We start from the raw sequence: 16,777 nt of genomic DNA, 5'->3' as shown, positions 1-16,777 counted from the left end.
GCCGGAGCGTGCTCCGGTTCGCGTTCGCGCGCGGAGACGTCCGTCCCGGGCTCCGGCGGGGGGAGGGCTCCCCCGGTCGGCCGCGCCGGGGGACCGCCGTGGACCGACCGCGCGGGGTCGCCTCCGGCGACGTCGTGGCACCGGGAAGCGGGCGTGGTCTCACGCGGCGACCTCCCGCCGCGGCCGGTCGTCGTGGCCGCCCGGCCCGGGTCGGGGATCGGTCCCCGGTCGGGGGTGGGCGTGATGGGGGTGGGCCATGGCCGGGAACCGTAGTGCCGTCACGGGCCGGTGGGCGCCGGGTGACATAACCTGCACCAAGGTGTACGAAGCATGCACGGATCCGTCCGGATGGGCGGATCCGTGGATCATCCCTGTTCGCGCCGTGCCCGATCCCGGCCGACCGTCCTCGGGGACGGCAGGGGGTCACGGGAGAGCGCACGGCCCCCGGCGCCCCGGGACCGTCGGACGGTCCGGTGGGGACGGGGGCCGCGGGATCAGCGGCCGAGCTCCTTGCGGGAGGTCCGACGCAGACGTCGGCGCTGGGAGGGGTCCAACAGCAGGTACGCCGCCGCGGGGACACCGAAGATCACCAGCGCGGCGATCCAGAAGTTGGTCAGCCACCACAGGAACAGTCCAGCGACCACTCCCCCGACGGCGATCTTTCCACCCGTTGACATGTCGCTCTCCTTCTCCGGTCGCCCGGGTCCGTGCTCTCGGCGGAACGGCGACGAGCCGACTCCGCCCGGGCCGGTGGGAACGCCGCCCGATACGGGGGACGCGACACCCGGTCGGGGGGTTGCCCCGTTTTCCGAGCGTATCGGGTGACGGCGTACCGCGGGGCGGGCCGCGCCACCGGGCGACGGTGGGACGGCCCGCCCCGCGGGGTGGGGGGACGGCTCAGGAGAGAGCGGCCATGACCGGGTGGTAACCACCCGACTGGCCGGCGGCGGTGGGGTGGTAGGAGTTCTCGATCGGCAGGGTGAGGCTGTGCAGCCAGGAGGCGGACGAGCAGATCTCGTGGCCGGTGAACGCCGGACGGACGTCACCGTAGGTGAAGCCGTGGTCGGCGGCGCGCTTGGAGATGACCTCGCTCAGGTTGTCGGAGGCGCCGTTGATCGCGGCCCGGGACTGCTCGCTGATGCCGACCAGGCAGGTGCCGTTGAGTTGGTACATCCGCGGGTAGCCCAGGACGACGACCCGGGCGTTGGGGGCCCGCTCGCGGATGGCGGTGTACACCGCGTCCAGGCGGGAGGGCAGGGTCTCGGTGATGTAGGCGTTGGCCCGGGCGACACGGGCCACGCAGGAGTTGGTGCCCTGGAGGACACACACGGTCATGGTGTCGGCGAAACCGGCGTCATTGCCCCCGACGGAGATGGTCACCAGGGTGGTCTCGGCGTTCAGGGGACCGAGCTGTCCGGACATCACGTCGGTGGTGCGGGCACCGGAGCAGGCGGTGAAGTGGAAGGAGGCGGGGGCGTTCGCCGCGGCCCAGAGCTCGGGGTAGGCCCTGGTGCTGCGGCGACAGTTGCCGCTGTCGGAACGGTAGCTTCCGGCACCGACGCCGGAGGAGTAGGAATCGCCCAACGCCACATAGCGCACGGGGGTGTCCTGTGCGGCGGCGGAGGCGGGGGCGGCGAGGGAGACGCCGAGCAGGGCGACCGCGGTAACGGCCGCCGACAGCAGACGACGGAGTCTCATGTGTCCTCCCGGGTGGGGGTGTGGGGGGTTACCCCAAGCTTGTTACCAGTGCGTAACGGACTTGAGAAGTGGTCACGCCAAAAACGCCGGCATCAACCCAACGAAACCCCCATGAATGCGTTACCGGTGACGCCCCATCACCACCTGCCGTACAACCGTGCGATGAAGGCGCACCGGGTGCGCTCTCCTCCGCGTCCGCCGTTCCCGGCACCCGGCACCCGGCACCCGGCCGACCCCGCGCCGGAGCACTCCGCCCGGACCACTCGCCGCGGAGCCCCTCAGCTCTCCGCCACCGGCGCGTACTCCGCCGTCTCCACCCCGAAGCTCCAGGCCACCCCCTCCGCGGCGGTGCTGGTGCGCGGGGGCACCCTGAGCCAGTAGACGCGGTGCGAACCGTCCGGCTCGGGGGTGGAGTTGACGACCTCGACCATCAGCACCGGCTCGTCGTCCGGCAGGTCGATGCGCCACAGCGTGCCCCGCTCGTCGCGGTGCACCGGCCGGGCCCCCACCTCCCGCAGGTAACGGTCGTATCCGAAGTGCTCCAGCATCACCCGGCGCAGCTCGGCGTTCTCCTCACCGGCGATCCGATCCGCCGTCAGTCCCTCCAGCCCGGCCAGGAACTCCGCCGGCACCGGCATGCCGCGCCAGGCGTGCAGGGCGAAGCCGTCCGACCAGGCCACGGCCGGGCCGTCGGCACGGTCGGGTCGCCCCGCCTCGTCCCGGTGGAGTTCGACGGGCGGCTCGGTGAGGACCACGGCATCGGTCCGGGGCCACCACCATCCGCAGGAGCCCGCCAACTCGGCGATGCCCGCGAGCTCGAGGTCCGTCCCGGCGGGGTCGAAGGCCGTCAGCCAGGCCGCGTCCCGCTGCACCGGAACCGCCTCCAACAGGACCGTGTGTGCCCGCGCCTCCTCCTCCGACGAGGGATCGGGGCCCACCATCTCCTCGACCACCCCGGCCCGCACCCGGCCCACCAGTGCCGCGGCGACATCCCACAACACCGCACCGGTGGTCCCCCAGTGCTCCGCCCAGCCACGGGGGCCCAGCCGCCTCAGGGCCCGTTCCCGTGCCGCCGCCCACGGTGCGGCGTGCACCCGCCGGAGAACCGGGGGGCCCATCGTGCCGTCGGCCGTTCCGTCCGTCACCATGCGGGCACCCGCCAACGGGGAGGCGGCCCACACCATCCGCGCCGGCGGGGTGAGCCCCGCCGCCCGGTACACCGCCCACACGCCCGCCTCGGCCCGTGCCCGGTCGGCGGGTCCGGTACGGGCGATCGCGGCCCGTCCGGTCCGCACCGCGCCCGGGACCGTTCCCACCTCCGGGCCACCGGCCCGCATCCGCACCGCCATTGCTTCTCCCCTCCATCGGTTCCGGCCGTGCCGGACCGTCGTTCCGTGGTGTCCGGCCGGCCTCCGTTCCCCCTCGGGCCGGTGGGCGGCCGGGCGTCTCCCACCCGTTCCTCGCGGTGTTCCCGCGGTGTCGGTCGGTACGGGACACCGCGCGTCCCCGTCCCTCGTCGGCGCCGACACCGCCCGACCGCACCCGACCGGTCGCATTCCCGGCCGGCCGGGCCCGCCACCTCAGTCGGCGACGATCCGCACCGCTCCCGGCACGTACTCCCGCTGCCGGATCACCCGGTACCAGCCGCGCGGCAGGGAGATGGTCCGGTGCTCCTCGTGCACCAGACGACCCCCCTCGGGCAGGTGCAGCACCGCGGCGTCCTCGGGACGGCTCCCACCGCGCAACGCGCCCGGCCCCAGCACGGCGTGGGCGTGGCCGGTCACCTCGCCCAGCGCGAGCACCATCCGCCCCCGACCGTCCCTCGGCCGGGTCGGCAGCCCCTCCGCCTCCGCGGGCGGCTCCCCCTCGGCGGTTCCCGCCCCGATCGGCACGAGCAGCACATCACCCTGTCGGTACATCCGGTCCATCCCCTCGTCGCGCCCGGGTCCCGCCCGGGCACCGGAACCGGCGGGTCGACCGGGCGGGTCGTCGAGGGGAAACGTAGAGGGGGCCACCGACAATCGGTCCGGGAAGCGCCCGGGAGCCGGGACGGACGCCCCGCCGGGGCCGTCCTGTCGGAGACGCCTGGTAGAAAGTCCTTCCGAAGATCCGGGGGTTCACATCTCCTCCGCATCCGTCGCCCGCCCCGGGGTCCCGGGCGGGCGTCCCGCACCGTTCTCCCGCTGGAGCCCCGATGCCCAACACCGAACACATCCGGTACTTCCACGGCCTGCCGGTCCACGACCACCTCGGCGGGGACGCTCCCCTCCCCGACCCGGCATCGGTCGCCTGGCGGTTGCGCGCGGACGGGAACGACGAGGACACGCCGTTCGACACGATGGTGGGGGCGTGGACGGATTTCGCCTCCCGGGTGGATCTCTCCCGGGTGCGGGCGCTCGTCATCGGCACCTGGGAGGAGTCCTGGGAGGCCGGCCCGGAGGAGGTGATCGCCGCCCTGGTGAAGGCGGCGCCCGGGCTGCCCTCACTGGAGGCGCTCTTCCTGGGGGAGATCCTCCAGGAGGAGAGCGAGCTGTCCTGGATCCAACAAGGTGACGCCACGGAACTCCTGCGGGCCCTCCCCGATCTGCGGGAGCTGCGGGTGCGCGGGGGCGAGGGTCTGGTGTGGGTGCCGGGACGGCACGAGCGGCTGGAGCGGCTCACCATCGAGGCCGCCGGGTTGGCCGGGGAGATCGGTCGGGCCGTCTGCGCCGGCGAGTACCCGGAACTGCGACACCTGGAGCTGTGGCCGGGGGTCGACGAGCGGGGCGGCGACCTCTCCCCGGACGACCTGGGGCCGGTGTTGACCGGGAGTCGCTTCCCCCTCCTGCGCTCCCTGGGGCTTCGCAACGCCGAGGCGCAGGACGAGTTCGCCGCCGCGCTCTCCTCCGCTCCGGTCGTCGCGCAGTTGGAGGAACTGGACCTGTCACTGGGGTTGTTGACCGACGCCGGTGGGCGGGCGCTGCTGGAGGGCCAGCCGCTGACACATCTGAAGCGGCTGAACCTCCACCACCATTTCCTGACCGAGCCGGTGCAGGCGGCGCTGCGCGCCGCACTGGAGCCCGCCGGCGTCGACCTGGACCTCTCCGACCCGCAGGACCCCGAGGACGAGTGGCGCTATGTCTCCATCGGTGAGTGAGGCGGGGAACCGTTCGGCTCCCGGTTCCCCGGACGTGGGAAACCTGGTCGGCTCCCCGGTGACGGCGCCCCGATTCGTCGTGGTGGGCTCGCCCGACAGCCGGCGGACGGTCGGGTTCCGGGCGGCGGCCCTCGCGGCGGGCTGTCCGGCACCCCGGGTGCTCCTTTGGTCCGACGTCCTGCGGGAGGGGAACGTCCGTTTCCTGCCCGGTGAAATCGTGCGGTTGGACTCCCCCGACGGCGACCCGGTGGTCGACCGCCTGCTGCGCGGCCCACTGGAACCGACCCGGGTGGAGGGTACGGCCCGGTGGTATCGGGGGTTGGCGGACGCCGCCAGGGACATCGGGCGGGCCGCGCGGCGCGACGGGGCCCGGATGCTCGACGATCCCGCCGAACTGGCGGTGCTGTTCGACAAGCGACTGTGTCACGGCCGCCTGACGGCGGCCGGGGTCCCGGTGCCCGCGTCACCGACCTCGGGCCCCGACGCGCCGGTCCCCGCCGACTGGGCGGGGGTTCGCGAACTGCTGCGCGACGCCGGGTTGTCGCGGGCCTTCGTCAAACCGGCGCACGGCTCCTCGGCCTCGGGCGTGCTGGCCCTGGAGATCGCGGGGGGCGGACGGGTACAGGCGACCACCTCGGTGGAACTCGCCGCCGACGGCTCGCTCCACAACTCCCTGCGGGTACGGCGCTACCGGACCGAGCGGGAGGTCGCCGCGATCGTGGACGCCCTGGCGCCCGACGGGTTGCACCTGGAGCGGTGGCTCCCCAAGGCGGGCCAGGACGGTCGGACGGCCGACCTGCGGGTGGTCGTGGTGGCCGGTCGGGCCGGACACGCGGTGGTGCGCACCTCGCGCTCGCCGATGACCAACCTCCACCTGGGCGGGGTGCGCGGGGACCTGGCCCGCGCCCTGGCCGGGATCCCCGCCGGCGGCGGGGATCCCGCGGAGCCGTGGGGGATCGCCGAGCGCGCCGCCGGGTGTTTCCCCGGCACCCTCTCGGTGGGGGTGGACGTGCTGCCCGGAACCGGATGGCGGACCTTCCGCGTGGGGGAGGTCAACGCCTTCGGCGATCTGCTGCCGGGTCTGCTCGGCGCCCCGGGCCGCGGGGCGGAGCACTCGAACACCTGGGAGACGCAGGTGGCGGCCGTCCTGGCGGGTTGCCCACCGGTGGGGATCGGTCCGGACCTCCCCGCGCCGGCACCGGTGCCCGGACGCCCGGGAGGGGCGCGATGAACGTCCTCCCCGAACCCCCCTCCGGTGGCCCGACCGACACCGACCCGGACACCGACCCCGGAGTGGAGGCGCTGCTCCCCGCCCCGGACATGAACGAGGTGGTGGGTTCCCGGGACATCCTGCTGATCACCCTCGACACCCTGCGCTGGGACATCGCCCGACGCTGCGCCCGGGAGGGCCGCACACCGCGACTGACCGCCCGGATGCCCGGTGGGCGGTGGGCCCGCCGGCACGCGCCGGGCAGCTTCACCTACGCCTCGCACCAGGCGATGTTCGCCGGTTTCCTCCCCACCCCGGAGGCTCCGGGCCCCCACCCCCGCCTGTTCGCCGCCCGCTTCCCCGGCAGCGGGACCACCGCACCGGGCACCTTCGTGTACGACGCGCCGGATCTGGTCACCGGGCTGGCGGCGCGCGGCTACCGCACGGTCTGCGTGGGCGGCGTGGGGTTCTTCACCGGTCGTGGACCACTGGGTTCGGTGCTGCCCGGACTGTTCGGCGAGAGCCGGTGGGAACCGTCCTTCGGTGTGGCCTCGCCCGACTCCACCCGCGCCCAGGTGGACCACGCCCTGGACGTGCTGGACGACACCCCCGCCGACCGGCGACTGTTCCTCTTCCTCAACGTCTCCGCGCTCCACCAGCCCAATTGGTTCCACCTTCCCGGTGGGACGCCGGGGGACGGGGACGGGCCGGAGAGCCACGCCGCGGCCCTCGCCTACGCCGACGGCCACCTGGGCCGACTGCTGGACGGTTTCGTCCGCCGGGGACGCCCCTGCTTCGCGATCGTCTGCTCCGACCACGGCACCGCCTACGGCGAGGACGGACACGTGGGCCACCGCATCGGCCACCCGGTGGTGTGGACCGTCCCCTACACGCACTTCTTTCTCGACCCACCCGAGGAGCCATGAACCGCCCGTCCCCGTTCCCCCCGCCGGCGTCCCCACCCTCCTCGCCGTCCGCCCCCGCGTCCGCCGCACGGCTCCTCCCGCTCGTCGTCCCGTCACCGGTCGTCCCCGTCCCGGACGGGGAAATGGGCGCCGAGGGGAGTCCCTACCGACAGTACGTCTACGCCTACCCGCACAAAACCGCCTACCGGCCGTTGAATCCTCCCCTGCCGCTGCGCGAGGTGTGGAACGGCGAGGAGGTCGGGGCGCTCTCCTTCTACGCCCACATCCCCTTCTGCGGGGTGCGCTGCGGATTCTGCAACCTCTTCACCCGGGTGGGCGCCCCCGAGGGGCTGACCACCGCCTATCTGGACGCCCTGGCCCGGGAGGCCGACGCGGTCCGGGAGGCCCTGGGCGACGGGGGCCGTTTCGCGACGGCCGCGATCGGTGGCGGGACGCCGACCTTCCTGACCGCCGGCGAGCTCGAGCGGCTGTTCGACATCGTGGAGCTCCGGATGGGGGTGGACACCCGGGCGGTCCCCCTGTCGGTGGAGACCTCACCCGACACCGCGACCACCGACCGGTTGCGGGTGCTCGCGGAGCGGGGCACCGACCGCGTCAGCATCGGGGTGCAGAGCTTCGTGGAGGAGGAGGCCCGGGCGGCGGTGCGCCCCCAGCGACGGGAGGTGGTGGACGCCGCCCTGGACCGGGTGCGATCGATCGGGTTCCCGGTGCTCAACATCGACCTCATCTACGGCATACCCGGCCAGACCACCGACAGTTGGCGTCACTCGCTGCGCACGGCGCTGGGATGGCGGCCCGAGGAGCTGTACCTGTACCCCCTGTACCGGCGCCCCCTGACCGGGTTGGCGCGTCACGACCCGGCGGCGGCCGGTCGGGAGTTCGACACGCACCGGATGGCACGGTACCGGGAGGCGGTGGAGTTCCTGATCGGTGAGGGGTACGAGCAGGTGTCCATGCGGATGTTCCGTCGGATCGACGCCCCGACCGACGGCGCCGGGGACTACTCCTGCCAGGCGGACGGCATGGTGGGGCTGGGATGCGGGGCCCGGTCCTACACCTCGTCGTTGCACTACTCCTTCGACTACGCGGTGGCCGCGCCCCGGGTGCGGGGGTTGATCGACGACTACGTCGCCGGTTCGCGGGCGGACTTCGCGGTGGCCCGGCACGGACGCCGGATGGACACCGACGAGAGTCGGCGCCGGTTCCTGCTGCAGTCGCTGTTGCAGGTGGAGGGGATGGAGTCGGTCGGGTACGCGGCGCGGTTCGGTGCCCCGCCCGGCGAGCACTTCCCCACCGAGATGGCGGTGCTGGGGGCACGGGGATGGTTGTCGCGGGACCCCGCGGGGTCCCGCCTGCGGCTCTCGGCCGAGGGTCTGGCGCACTCCGACGCCGTGGGTCCGCTCTTCTTCTCGCCCGCGGTACGGGCCTCGATGGAGGAGTACCTGCCCCGATGACACCGATGGATCCCGTCGGCGGTCCGGGCCCGGTGCCCGTGACGATCGGCCCGCCACCGACCGCCCCTTCCCCGACCGGCGGGGAGCCCGGCCCGCTGCCGGAGCTGACGATCCTGTACCGGGGACCGCTGGCCTCCTGCGACTACGACTGTCCCTACTGCCCCTTCGCCAAGCGGCGCGACACCCCCGGGACCCTGCGGGCCGATCGCGAGGCGCTGGGACGGTTCGTCTCCTGGGTCGCGGGGCGGACCGGCGACCGCCTCTCGGTGCTGTTCACCCCCTGGGGCGAGGGGCTGGTGCGTTCCTGGTACCGGCGGGCGATCGTGGAGCTGAGCCGGCTGCCGCAGGTGCGGCGGGTGGCGATCCAGACCAACCTGGGCGGACGGACCGGTTGGCTGGCGGAGGCCGATCGGGAGAAGGCCGCCCTGTGGTGCACCTATCACCCCGGGCAGACCGACCGGGACCGGTTCCTGGCCCGGTGCCGCGAGTTGGACGGGCTCGGGATCCGCTACAGCGTCGGCGTGGTGGGATTGCCCGATCACCTGGAGGGGGCACGCCGGCTGCGGGCCGACCTGGCCCCGGAGGTGTACCTGTGGGTGAACGCCGCCGAGGGCCGGGAGTACACCGACGCGGAGGCGGCCCGATGGTCCGCGATCGACCCGTACTTCGAGTGGAGCCGGGCGCCGCACCCCTCCGCCGGCGCGCCGTGCCGCACCGGTGAGAGCGTGATCTCGGTCTCCGGGGACGGCACGGTGCGCCGCTGCCACTTCGTGGACACACCGCTGGGGAACCTCTACGACGGCTCCTTCGCGTCGGCCCTGCGCCCGCGGGGCTGCCCGCGGGCGCTGTGCGACTGCCACATCGGCTACGTCCACCTGCGGACGCTGCCGCTGTACGCGCTCTTCGACGGCGGCGTGCCGGAGCGGATCCCGGCCGGTTGGCCGGGCCCGCCCCCCGGGGGAGCCCCCGGTCAGTTCCGGACGCCGACACCCGCGTAGGAGGCGACCGAGCGCTGCTCGGCGGGCACCTCGCCGGTGGGCCGCCAGAACGGGGTCTGGACCAGACCCGGCTCCTCGGGTTCGAACTCCCCGAAGAGCGGCAGGATCTGCTCGCGGGAGCGCAGCGAGAGCCGCGCGGTGGCCTGCCGGTAGATCGCGGCGCCCTCCTCCGATATGTCGGCACTGTGGAAGTCCGCGGTGGCGTGGCTGATGACCAGACGACTGCCGGGGGCCAGCGGCCCGGTGAGGGCGGCGATGATGCCCGCCGGGTCCGCGTCGTCGTCCACGAAGTGCATCACCGACACCAGCATCAGGGCGACGGGACGGTCGAAGTCGATCAGGTCGCGCAGTTCGGCGTGCTCGATCACGGACTCGGGGTCGCGCAGGTCGCCGAGGAAGAAGCCGGTGTCGGCGGCGTTGGTGAGCTTGGCTCCGGCGTAGACCGACACGATCGGGTCGTTGTCGACATAGGCCACCCGCGCCCCGGGGTTGATCGCCCGGGCGATCTCATGGGTGTTGGGCGAGGTGGGGATGCCGGTGCCGACGTCGATGAACTGGTCCACGCCCGCCTCGGCGAGGGAACGCACCACCCGCTGCAGGAAGGCGCGGTTGGCCCGGGCGCTGATCCGCACGTCCGGGGTGAGGGCCATCATCCGCTCGGCGGCGGCACGGTCCACCTCGTAGTTGTCCTGGCCACCCAGGTAGTAGTCGTACATGCGCGCCGGATGCGGCTTGCTGGTGTCGATCGAGTCCGGGGTGAAGCCCTGGTCGGTCACGGGGGTGTTCCTCCGTAGCGGTGAGTGTGGAACCCGATGGGTACGGCGTCCCGGTCCGGGTACGGGCCGGGACGCCGGGCGGTGGGAGCGCGGTGCCGCGCCGGCCCCGGGCGGCCGCGCCGGACGGGCGGTCCCGGGGAGGGGATCAGACGGTGTGCGGGAGCAGGAAATCGGCCTCGCCGGACTTGACGCCCTCGATGAAGGTCTCGATCTCGTGGCGGGTGTAGATGAGGGCGGGGCCGTCCGGGTCGGTGGACTGGCGCAGGGCCACCCGTCCGTCCCGCAGCCGCAGGGCCTCGACACAGCTGCCGCCGTTGCCCCCGCTCCAGGGCTTGCGCCACCCCTCCACTCCGAGCAGACGGGCGGGCATGCCGTTGTAGATGCGATCCATGGTTCAGATCTCCTTGCGAATGGCGCCGAGGAAGGCCTCGGTGCGGTGCACTGGCGCGGCCTGCGCGCACATCCGGTCCAGCGCTTCCCGAAAGGTCGACACGTCGTCGCGCTGATCGAAGTAGGCGGCGCCCACCAGGCTCTCCGCACAGGCGACGTCGGAGAGTTCGGGGACGGGGAACCGGAACAGATGGAAGGGGCCGTACATGGCCGGGTGCAGCCCGGCGGCGAAGGGCATGACCTGCAGGCGCACCCGGGGGTGGGAGGCCACCTCGAGGAGGTGCCCCACCTGCTCGCGCATGACATTGGGTCGGCCGAGGGGACGGCGCAGCACCGTCTCGTCCATCACGACCCACAGCAGCGGTGGGTCCTTGCGCTCCAGCAGTTCCTGCCGGGACACGCGCAGGGCCACCAGGCGCTCGATCTCCTCGCGGGGGGCGTGCGGCATGCCCGCGCGCAGGACGGCGGTGGCGTAACCCTCCGTCTGCAGCAGGCCGGGTACGTAGTGCGGCTCGTAGGCCCGGATCTGGTCGGCCTCGGCCTCCAGACTGACGAAGGCGCTGAACCAGTCGGGGAGCACGTCGCGGTAGCGGTGCCACCAGCCGGGACGGTTGGCCTCCCGGGCCAGTCCCAGGAAGGCGTCGATCTCCTGCGGGTCCTGCACGCCGTACAACCGCAGGAGCTTCTCGACGTAGGGGACCTTCAGGCCCACCTGCGCCTTCTCCATGCGGCGGATCGTCGCGTGGGTGACGTCCAGCGCTCGGGCGGCGTCCTCATAGGTGAGGCCGGCCTGTTCCCGGAGATCGTGGAGGCGTCGTCCCAGCACCAGGCGCAGCGCCGTGGGCGCACCCGCTCCGGTCTGCCCGCCCGGCACTACCGCCTGCCTTCAACTGCCGTCATGGGAAAGAAGTTTGCCATGACGGCCGACGAACCGACAGAGTGACAGGAACGATTCTGTAATTTACAGACTGGCCTCTTGCCGGATGCGAGGAACAACCAGCACAGTAGGCACGTGGCTTTCTCCCCGCGGGCTCAGCCCTTAGAGCACATCGACACGCCGTTCCCACCCCTGTCCGGCACGCGGCACCGTTTCCGCCTGCCCGCGGTGGGCAGCGCGGCGGCCGAGGCCCGCAGGCTGGTCCGGACGCAGCTGACGGAGTGGCACACCTCCGGGGAGACCCGCGACAACGCCCAGCTCATCGTCTCCGAGCTGGTCACCAACGCCCTCAGGCACACCGGGGGGCACTTCATCGGATGCGAGTTGCGCCTGTTGGGCGCCGCCCTGCGGGTGGCCGTGTCCGGTGAGGGGTGTGGCCCCACCCGCGCCCCCGCGCTCCCGGACGACGACGACGAGAGCGGACGCGGACTGGTGCTGGTCGTCGCGCTGTCGAGTTCATGGGGGGTTCGTCCCGGCGAGTCGGGCTACGGCCACGTGGTGTGGGCCGACCTGCCGCTGCGCCCCGTGGGGCCGGTCGGACTACCCGGCTGAGGCGGTCGCCCATCCGTGACACCGGCGCCCGGGGGCGGTCACCCCCGCCCCCGGGGGCGCGACACCGGGCGCGTCCGACCCCGACCGTCTCCGACGGGAGCCGGTCGCACCCCTGCCGGGGTGTGATGTCCCATGGCACCATGCCCGGTGAACCGAACGCCGTCCGGGATGTCGAACACATTCGACGATCCCGGGTCCCGGTGAGCGGTTCGTCCGCCGTCCCGTCGAGAGATTGCCAGGACCCGATGCCGCCCGTGCCCCCCGCCCCGTCCGCAGCGGCCCCCGAGGACGCCCCGCACCTGTTGTGGTATCCCGCCCCCGCCGACGAGTGGTTGCGCGCCCTGCCCATCGGCAACGGCCGGCTCGGGGCGATGGTCCACGGCGGCGTCGAGGAGGAGGAACTCCAACTCAACGAGGACACCCTGTGGGCCGGTGGTCCGCACGTCTTCGACAATCCGCGGGCCGCCGCCGCGCTGCCGGAGGTCCGCCGCCTGATCCTGTCCGGGGAATGGGACGCGGCGCAGCGCGTCGTGGACGAGGATCTGATGGGGGTACCGGTTCGGCAGCCGCCCTACCAGACCGCCGGCAGCCTGCGGCTGGCCCTGCCCGGCGGCGGTCCGGTGGAGGGGTACCGTCGCTTCCTCGATCCCCGCAGCGCGCTGCACACCGTGGAGTACGCGCGCGACGGCGTGCGGTACCGCCGGGAGACCTTCGCCTCCGCCCCCGACGGGGTGATCGTGATGCGGCTGACCGCCGACCGCCCCGGCGCGATCTCCCTGACCGCCCGCGCCGACGGTCCGCTCACCACCGGGGTCTGCTCCCCCGCCCCGGACACCATCGCCCTGGACGGCCGGGGCGGGGACGCCGAGGGCGTTCCCGGCCGGGTGCGGTTCCGGGTGCTGGCGCGGGCCCTGACCGAGGGCGGGTCGACGGAGTCCGCCGGCGGGGTGCTGCGGATCGTCGGCGCGGACGCGGCGACCCTCCTGGTCACCGTTCGGACGGGGTACCGCTCCTGGCGGGACGCGGACGGCGATCCGACGGCCGCCGCGGAGGAGGATCTGCGGGCCGCGGCCCAACGGTCCCACGAGGACCTGCGGGAGCGTCACCTCGCCGATCACCGCGCCCTCTTCGGACGGGTGGCGTTCGAGCTGCCGGTCTCCCCCGCCGGTCTGCTGCCGACCGACGAACGGGTGGCACGGTTCGCCGAGGGCGGGGATCCGCAGCTGGCCGCCCTGTATTTCGACTACGGCCGCTACCTGCTGATCGCCTGCTCCCGACCCGGCTGCCAGCCGGCCAACCTGCAAGGGCTGTGGAACGACCTGACCGACCCCCCGTGGGGCTGCAAGTACACCATCAACATCAACACCGAGATGAACTACTGGCCGGCCGGACCGGCCAACCTCATCGAGTGCTGGGAGCCGTTGTTCGACCTGCTGGCCGACCTGTCGGTGACCGGCGCCCGTACCGCCCGGGAGACCTACGGGGCGCGTGGCTGGGTGGCGCACCACAACGTCGACGCGTGGCGCGGCACCGCCCCCGTGGACGGCGCGTTCTGGGGCATGTGGCCCACCGGGGGCGCCTGGTTGGCACTGTCCATCCGGGAGCACCACCGCTTCACCGGGGACACCGGGGCCCTGCGCCGGCGCTTCCCGGTACTCGCCGGCGCGGCCCGCTTCTTCCTCGACTCCCTGGTCACCGATCCGACGACCGGGGAGTTGGTGACCTGTCCCTCGATCTCGCCGGAGAACGCCCACCACCCGGGCCCCGGCGGCTCACTGTGCGCGGGCCCCACCATGGACAACCAGATCCTCGCCGATCTCTTCGACGCGGTGGTGGAGTGCGGGGAGCTGCTGGACGAGGAGCCGGGACTGCGGGCGGAGGCGATCGCGGCCCGCGGGCGACTGGCCCCGATGCGGGTGGGCTCCGACGGTCGGTTGCGGGAGTGGCGGGAGGACTGGGATGCCCTCGCCCCGGAGCAGGACCACCGCCACGTCTCCCACCTGTACGGCCTCCACCCGGGGGCGCGGATCACCCGCCGGACCCCGGAGTTGCTGGCCGCCGCCCGACGCACCCTGGAGGGCCGGGGGGACGCCGGCACCGGCTGGTCGCTCGCCTGGAAGATCAACTTCTGGGCCCGGCTGGGCGAGGGGGCCCGTTCCTGGAAGTTGTTGGGCGACCAGCTCACCCCGGAACGCACCGCGCCCAACCTGTTCGACCTGCACCCGCCGTTCCAGATCGACGGCAACTTCGGAGCGGTGGCGGGCATCACCGAGTGGCTGGTCCGGTCGCACGAGGGCGAGGTGCACCTGTTGCCGGCTCTGCCGCCCGCCCTGCCCTCGGGTCGGGTGCGCGGGCTGCTGGCGCGCGGTGGCTTCGAGGTGTCGGTGGAGTGGGAGGCCGGGCGCCTCGTGCGGGCCCGGATCGTCTCCCGGCTCGGCGGCACGCTGCGGGTCCGCTGGGCCGGTGCCCTGCGGCCGGCCCCCGGGGACGCCGGGAGCGCCGCCGACCGCGTCGGGGCCGCCCGGGTCGGCGCCCCGGAGGAGGACGGCACGGTGGTGACCGTGGTGGCGACCGGGATCGGCGACGTGGTGGATCTGCGACCGGCCGAATGATTCCCGCCTCGTCCCCGGACGCCCGACGCCGGGGCGACCCTTCCGTGACGTGTGTCCGTTACGGTGGCGGGAATACGCACGACACGACGGGTGGGAACGGCCCGCGATCGGCGGTGCCCGCGCCCGACGACCCCGGAACCGGGGGTCGCCCCGGGCGTTCAACCGGTGACGGTGCCGCACACCGGAGCTGACGGGAGGCAGGTCATGGGGACGGAGCCACACGGCGAGGAGCGGGGCCGCCGGGACGAGTGGGACGAGTTGGTCCTGGACGAGAGTTTCGTCAAGGAGGCCCGGGTGAACGAGCCGACGGCCCGCACCCGGATGCTCTCCGAGCGCTGGCGGGAGAACGCCCCCGACCCCCAGCCATGGCGTTCCGACGAGCCGCCGGCCGGATGGATCCACAGCACCGCCCCGGGTCGCGGGAAGAAGGCGAAGAAGGCGAAGAAGGAGCGCGAACCGCGCAAGCCCCGCCGCGGCATCGCCGGTTGGTTCCGGCGTCGACGCGGGGACGCCGGGAAGTGACGCGCGCCGGCGTCCCCCGCGACCGCCGGCCACCCCGGTCCCCCGGACGGCGCGGCGGCGCGGGCGGATGAAGCGGATCGGCGGCGCGGGCCGGGGAGGCCCCGGCGGCGCCCCGTGGTCGGACCGGATCGGTCCGCCCCGAGGACCCCACCGGGGCCCGGACGGCGGAACGATCGCCGTCCGGGCCCCGGTTCGCGCACCCGTGTCGCGGGTTCAGCCGGCGGCGCCCAGCAGGTGGTCCATCGCCAGCTGGTCGAGCTGCTCGAAGGCCATCCCGCGACGGGCGGCGGCCTCCGGGTCGAACTCCTCGAACGCGGAGCGGTCGGCGAGCAGCTCGGCGGCGGTCTCCCCCTCGTTCAGGGTGGGGCGGGCCAGTTCGTCCAGGCGCGAGACGGCCAGGGCCTCGACGACGCGCGGGTCGGCGCGGAAGGCGGCGGCCCGCTCCTTGAGGATCAGGTAGTTGCGCATGCCGCCGGCGGCCGAGGCCCAGACGCCGTCCATGTCCTCGGTGCGCGGCGGCTTGAAGTCGAAGTGGCGGGGGCCCTCGTAGCCGGCCGTCTCCAGCAGGTCCACCAGCCAGAACGCGGAGCGCAGGTCACCGGCGCCGAATCGCAGGTCCTGGTCGTACTTGATGCCGTTCTGACCGTTGAGGTCGATGTGGAAGAGCTTGCCGGCCCACAGCGCCTGCGCGATGCCGTGCGGGAAGTTGAGCCCGGCCATCTGCTCGTGGCCCACCTCGGGGTTGACACCGAACAGTTCGGGGCGCTCGAGCCGCTCGATGAAGGCCAGGGCGTGACCGACGGTGGGCAGCAGGATGTCGCCGCGCGGCTCGTTGGGCTTGGGCTCCAGCGCGAAGCGCATGTCGTAGCCCTGCTCGGTGACGTGATCGGCGAGCAGGTCGAAGGCCTCCTTGAGCCGGTCCAGGGCGGCCCGCACGTCCTTGGCCGCACCGGACTCGGCGCCCTCCCGGCCGCCCCAGGCCACGTAGGTGCTCGCGCCCAGCTCGGCGGCGAGGTCGATGTTGCGCATCATCTTGCGCAGCGCGTAACGCCGCACGTCGCGGTCGTTGGCGGTGAAGGCGCCGTCCTTGAAGACGGGGTGGGTGAAGAGGTTGGTGGTCGCCATCGGGACCACCATGCCGGTGGAGTCCAGAGCCTGGCGGAAGCGCTTGATCCGGGCCTCGCGCTCGGCGGTGGGAGCCCCGAAGGGGATGAGGTCGTCGTCGTGGAAGGTGACGCCCCAGGCGCCGAGTTCGGCCAGGCGCTCCACGCTCTCGACCGGGTCGAGATCGGCCCGGGTGGCGTCTCCGAAGGGGTCGCGACCCGTCCAGCCGACGGTCCACAGACCGAAGGTGAACTTGTCCGCGGGGGTGGGCTGGTACGACATGGCGGCTCCTCGCTGGTGCTGGCGGCGCGGGACGTGTCCCGGCCCGCCGGGTCGGGACACGCGGACGGGAACGCCGGAACAACGCTCCGGCTATTTCGTCATCGCTGTTTACAAATTAGTATGCGAAACGCCGTGACGGAAGACCCGAAGCGCTCGGAGCCGCCGTGGCGCCGGCTTCCG

The 16,777-nt window shown here is 73.5% G+C and carries 17 protein-coding genes; 9 read left to right on the top strand and 8 right to left on the bottom strand.

Features of this window, described 5'->3' with window-relative positions; all coding sequences use genetic code 11:
- Positions 1–494 precede the first annotated feature (494 nt).
- The 4 genes from LZF96_RS03655 to LZF96_RS03640 all read right to left on the bottom strand — a co-directional run bounded on the left by LZF96_RS03655 (position 495) and on the right by LZF96_RS03640 (position 3,617).
- On the bottom strand, positions 495–677 hold the full coding sequence (locus LZF96_RS03655) for a hypothetical protein (RefSeq protein WP_233865570.1): 183 nt from the start codon (positions 675–677) through the stop codon (positions 495–497).
- 220 nt (positions 678–897) lie between these two features.
- A complete protein-coding gene (locus LZF96_RS03650) occupies positions 898–1,698 on the bottom strand; it encodes an SGNH/GDSL hydrolase family protein (RefSeq protein WP_233865569.1) in 801 nt (266 codons plus the stop codon).
- 278 nt (positions 1,699–1,976) lie between these two features.
- Positions 1,977–3,047 carry a DUF6745 domain-containing protein gene (locus LZF96_RS03645; protein ID WP_233865568.1) on the bottom strand — a complete coding sequence of 357 codons (1,071 nt, stop codon included), beginning with the start codon at positions 3,045–3,047 and terminating at the stop codon, positions 1,977–1,979.
- A 231-nt stretch (positions 3,048–3,278) separates the two neighbouring features.
- Positions 3,279–3,617 (bottom strand): hypothetical protein, encoded by a 339-nt coding sequence (locus LZF96_RS03640; RefSeq protein WP_233865567.1) that lies wholly within the window; start codon positions 3,615–3,617, stop codon positions 3,279–3,281.
- Positions 3,618–3,892: 275 nt separating this feature from the next.
- Here LZF96_RS03640 and LZF96_RS03635 point away from each other — a divergent pair, with 275 nt between their 5' ends.
- The 5 genes from LZF96_RS03635 (at position 3,893) to LZF96_RS03615 (ending at position 9,422) form a co-directional block, all read left to right on the top strand.
- Positions 3,893–4,834, top strand: a complete 942-nt coding sequence (locus LZF96_RS03635) for an STM4015 family protein (protein WP_233865562.1) — start codon at positions 3,893–3,895, stop codon at positions 4,832–4,834.
- Positions 4,827–6,065: an STM4014 family protein gene (locus LZF96_RS03630; protein WP_374203081.1), complete on the top strand. Its 1,239-nt coding sequence runs from the start codon at positions 4,827–4,829 to the stop codon at positions 6,063–6,065. The genes LZF96_RS03635 and LZF96_RS03630 overlap by 8 nt, the downstream gene beginning before the upstream one ends.
- Positions 6,066–6,154: 89 nt before the next feature.
- Positions 6,155–6,970, top strand: a complete 816-nt coding sequence (locus LZF96_RS03625; protein ID WP_233865761.1) for an STM4013/SEN3800 family hydrolase — start codon at positions 6,155–6,157, stop codon at positions 6,968–6,970.
- 122 nt (positions 6,971–7,092) lie between these two features.
- Entirely contained in the window at positions 7,093–8,424 is a 1,332-nt protein-coding gene (locus LZF96_RS03620; RefSeq protein WP_233865560.1) for an STM4012 family radical SAM protein, read from the top strand.
- Entirely contained in the window at positions 8,421–9,422 is a 1,002-nt protein-coding gene (locus tag LZF96_RS03615; protein ID WP_233865558.1) for an STM4011 family radical SAM protein, read from the top strand. Before LZF96_RS03620 ends, LZF96_RS03615 begins: the two co-directional genes overlap by 4 nt.
- On the opposite strand, the gene LZF96_RS03610 is transcribed toward LZF96_RS03615, so the two are convergent.
- From LZF96_RS03610 to LZF96_RS03600, 3 genes are all read right to left on the bottom strand, one after another.
- The gene (locus LZF96_RS03610) at positions 9,395–10,198 is read right to left on the bottom strand and encodes an SAM-dependent methyltransferase (RefSeq protein ID WP_233865556.1); all 804 of its coding nucleotides are present in this window, start codon (positions 10,196–10,198) and stop codon (positions 9,395–9,397) included. The two genes, LZF96_RS03615 and LZF96_RS03610, sit on opposite strands and share 28 nt — an antisense overlap.
- A gap of 145 nt (positions 10,199–10,343) precedes the next feature.
- Positions 10,344–10,589, bottom strand: coding sequence for a DUF397 domain-containing protein (locus tag LZF96_RS03605; RefSeq protein ID WP_233865554.1), 246 nt, complete (start codon positions 10,587–10,589; stop codon positions 10,344–10,346).
- 3 nt (positions 10,590–10,592) lie between these two features.
- The gene (locus LZF96_RS03600) at positions 10,593–11,417 is read right to left on the bottom strand and encodes a helix-turn-helix transcriptional regulator (RefSeq protein WP_233865760.1); all 825 of its coding nucleotides are present in this window, start codon (positions 11,415–11,417) and stop codon (positions 10,593–10,595) included.
- Between LZF96_RS03600 and LZF96_RS03595 the strand changes: the two genes are divergently transcribed.
- From LZF96_RS03595 to LZF96_RS03580, 4 genes are all read left to right on the top strand, one after another.
- Positions 11,331–11,531 carry a hypothetical protein gene (locus LZF96_RS03595; protein ID WP_233865789.1) on the top strand — a complete coding sequence of 67 codons (201 nt, stop codon included), beginning with the start codon at positions 11,331–11,333 and terminating at the stop codon, positions 11,529–11,531. The genes LZF96_RS03600 and LZF96_RS03595 overlap by 87 nt on opposite strands.
- A gap of 69 nt (positions 11,532–11,600) precedes the next feature.
- Complete coding sequence (locus LZF96_RS03590; RefSeq protein WP_233865546.1) at positions 11,601–12,077, top strand: ATP-binding protein; 477 nt, start codon at positions 11,601–11,603, stop codon at positions 12,075–12,077.
- A gap of 245 nt (positions 12,078–12,322) precedes the next feature.
- A complete protein-coding gene (locus tag LZF96_RS03585; RefSeq protein WP_233865545.1) occupies positions 12,323–14,689 on the top strand; it encodes a glycoside hydrolase N-terminal domain-containing protein in 2,367 nt (788 codons plus the stop codon).
- 204 nt (positions 14,690–14,893) lie between these two features.
- Positions 14,894–15,211 (top strand): hypothetical protein, encoded by a 318-nt coding sequence (locus LZF96_RS03580; RefSeq protein WP_233865544.1) that lies wholly within the window; start codon positions 14,894–14,896, stop codon positions 15,209–15,211.
- A gap of 213 nt (positions 15,212–15,424) precedes the next feature.
- Here LZF96_RS03580 and xylA read toward each other — a convergent pair whose 3' ends face one another.
- Entirely contained in the window at positions 15,425–16,597 is a 1,173-nt protein-coding gene (gene xylA, locus LZF96_RS03575; RefSeq protein ID WP_233865543.1) for a xylose isomerase, read from the bottom strand.
- Between the last annotated feature and the right edge of the window lie 180 nt (positions 16,598–16,777).

Source organism: Streptomyces sp. ST2-7A, from assembly GCF_021390475.1.
Taxonomy (GTDB): domain Bacteria; phylum Actinomycetota; class Actinomycetes; order Streptomycetales; family Streptomycetaceae; genus Streptomyces.
Note: the sequence above shows the minus strand (reverse complement) of the source record. Positions and strands in the feature narration are given on the sequence as shown.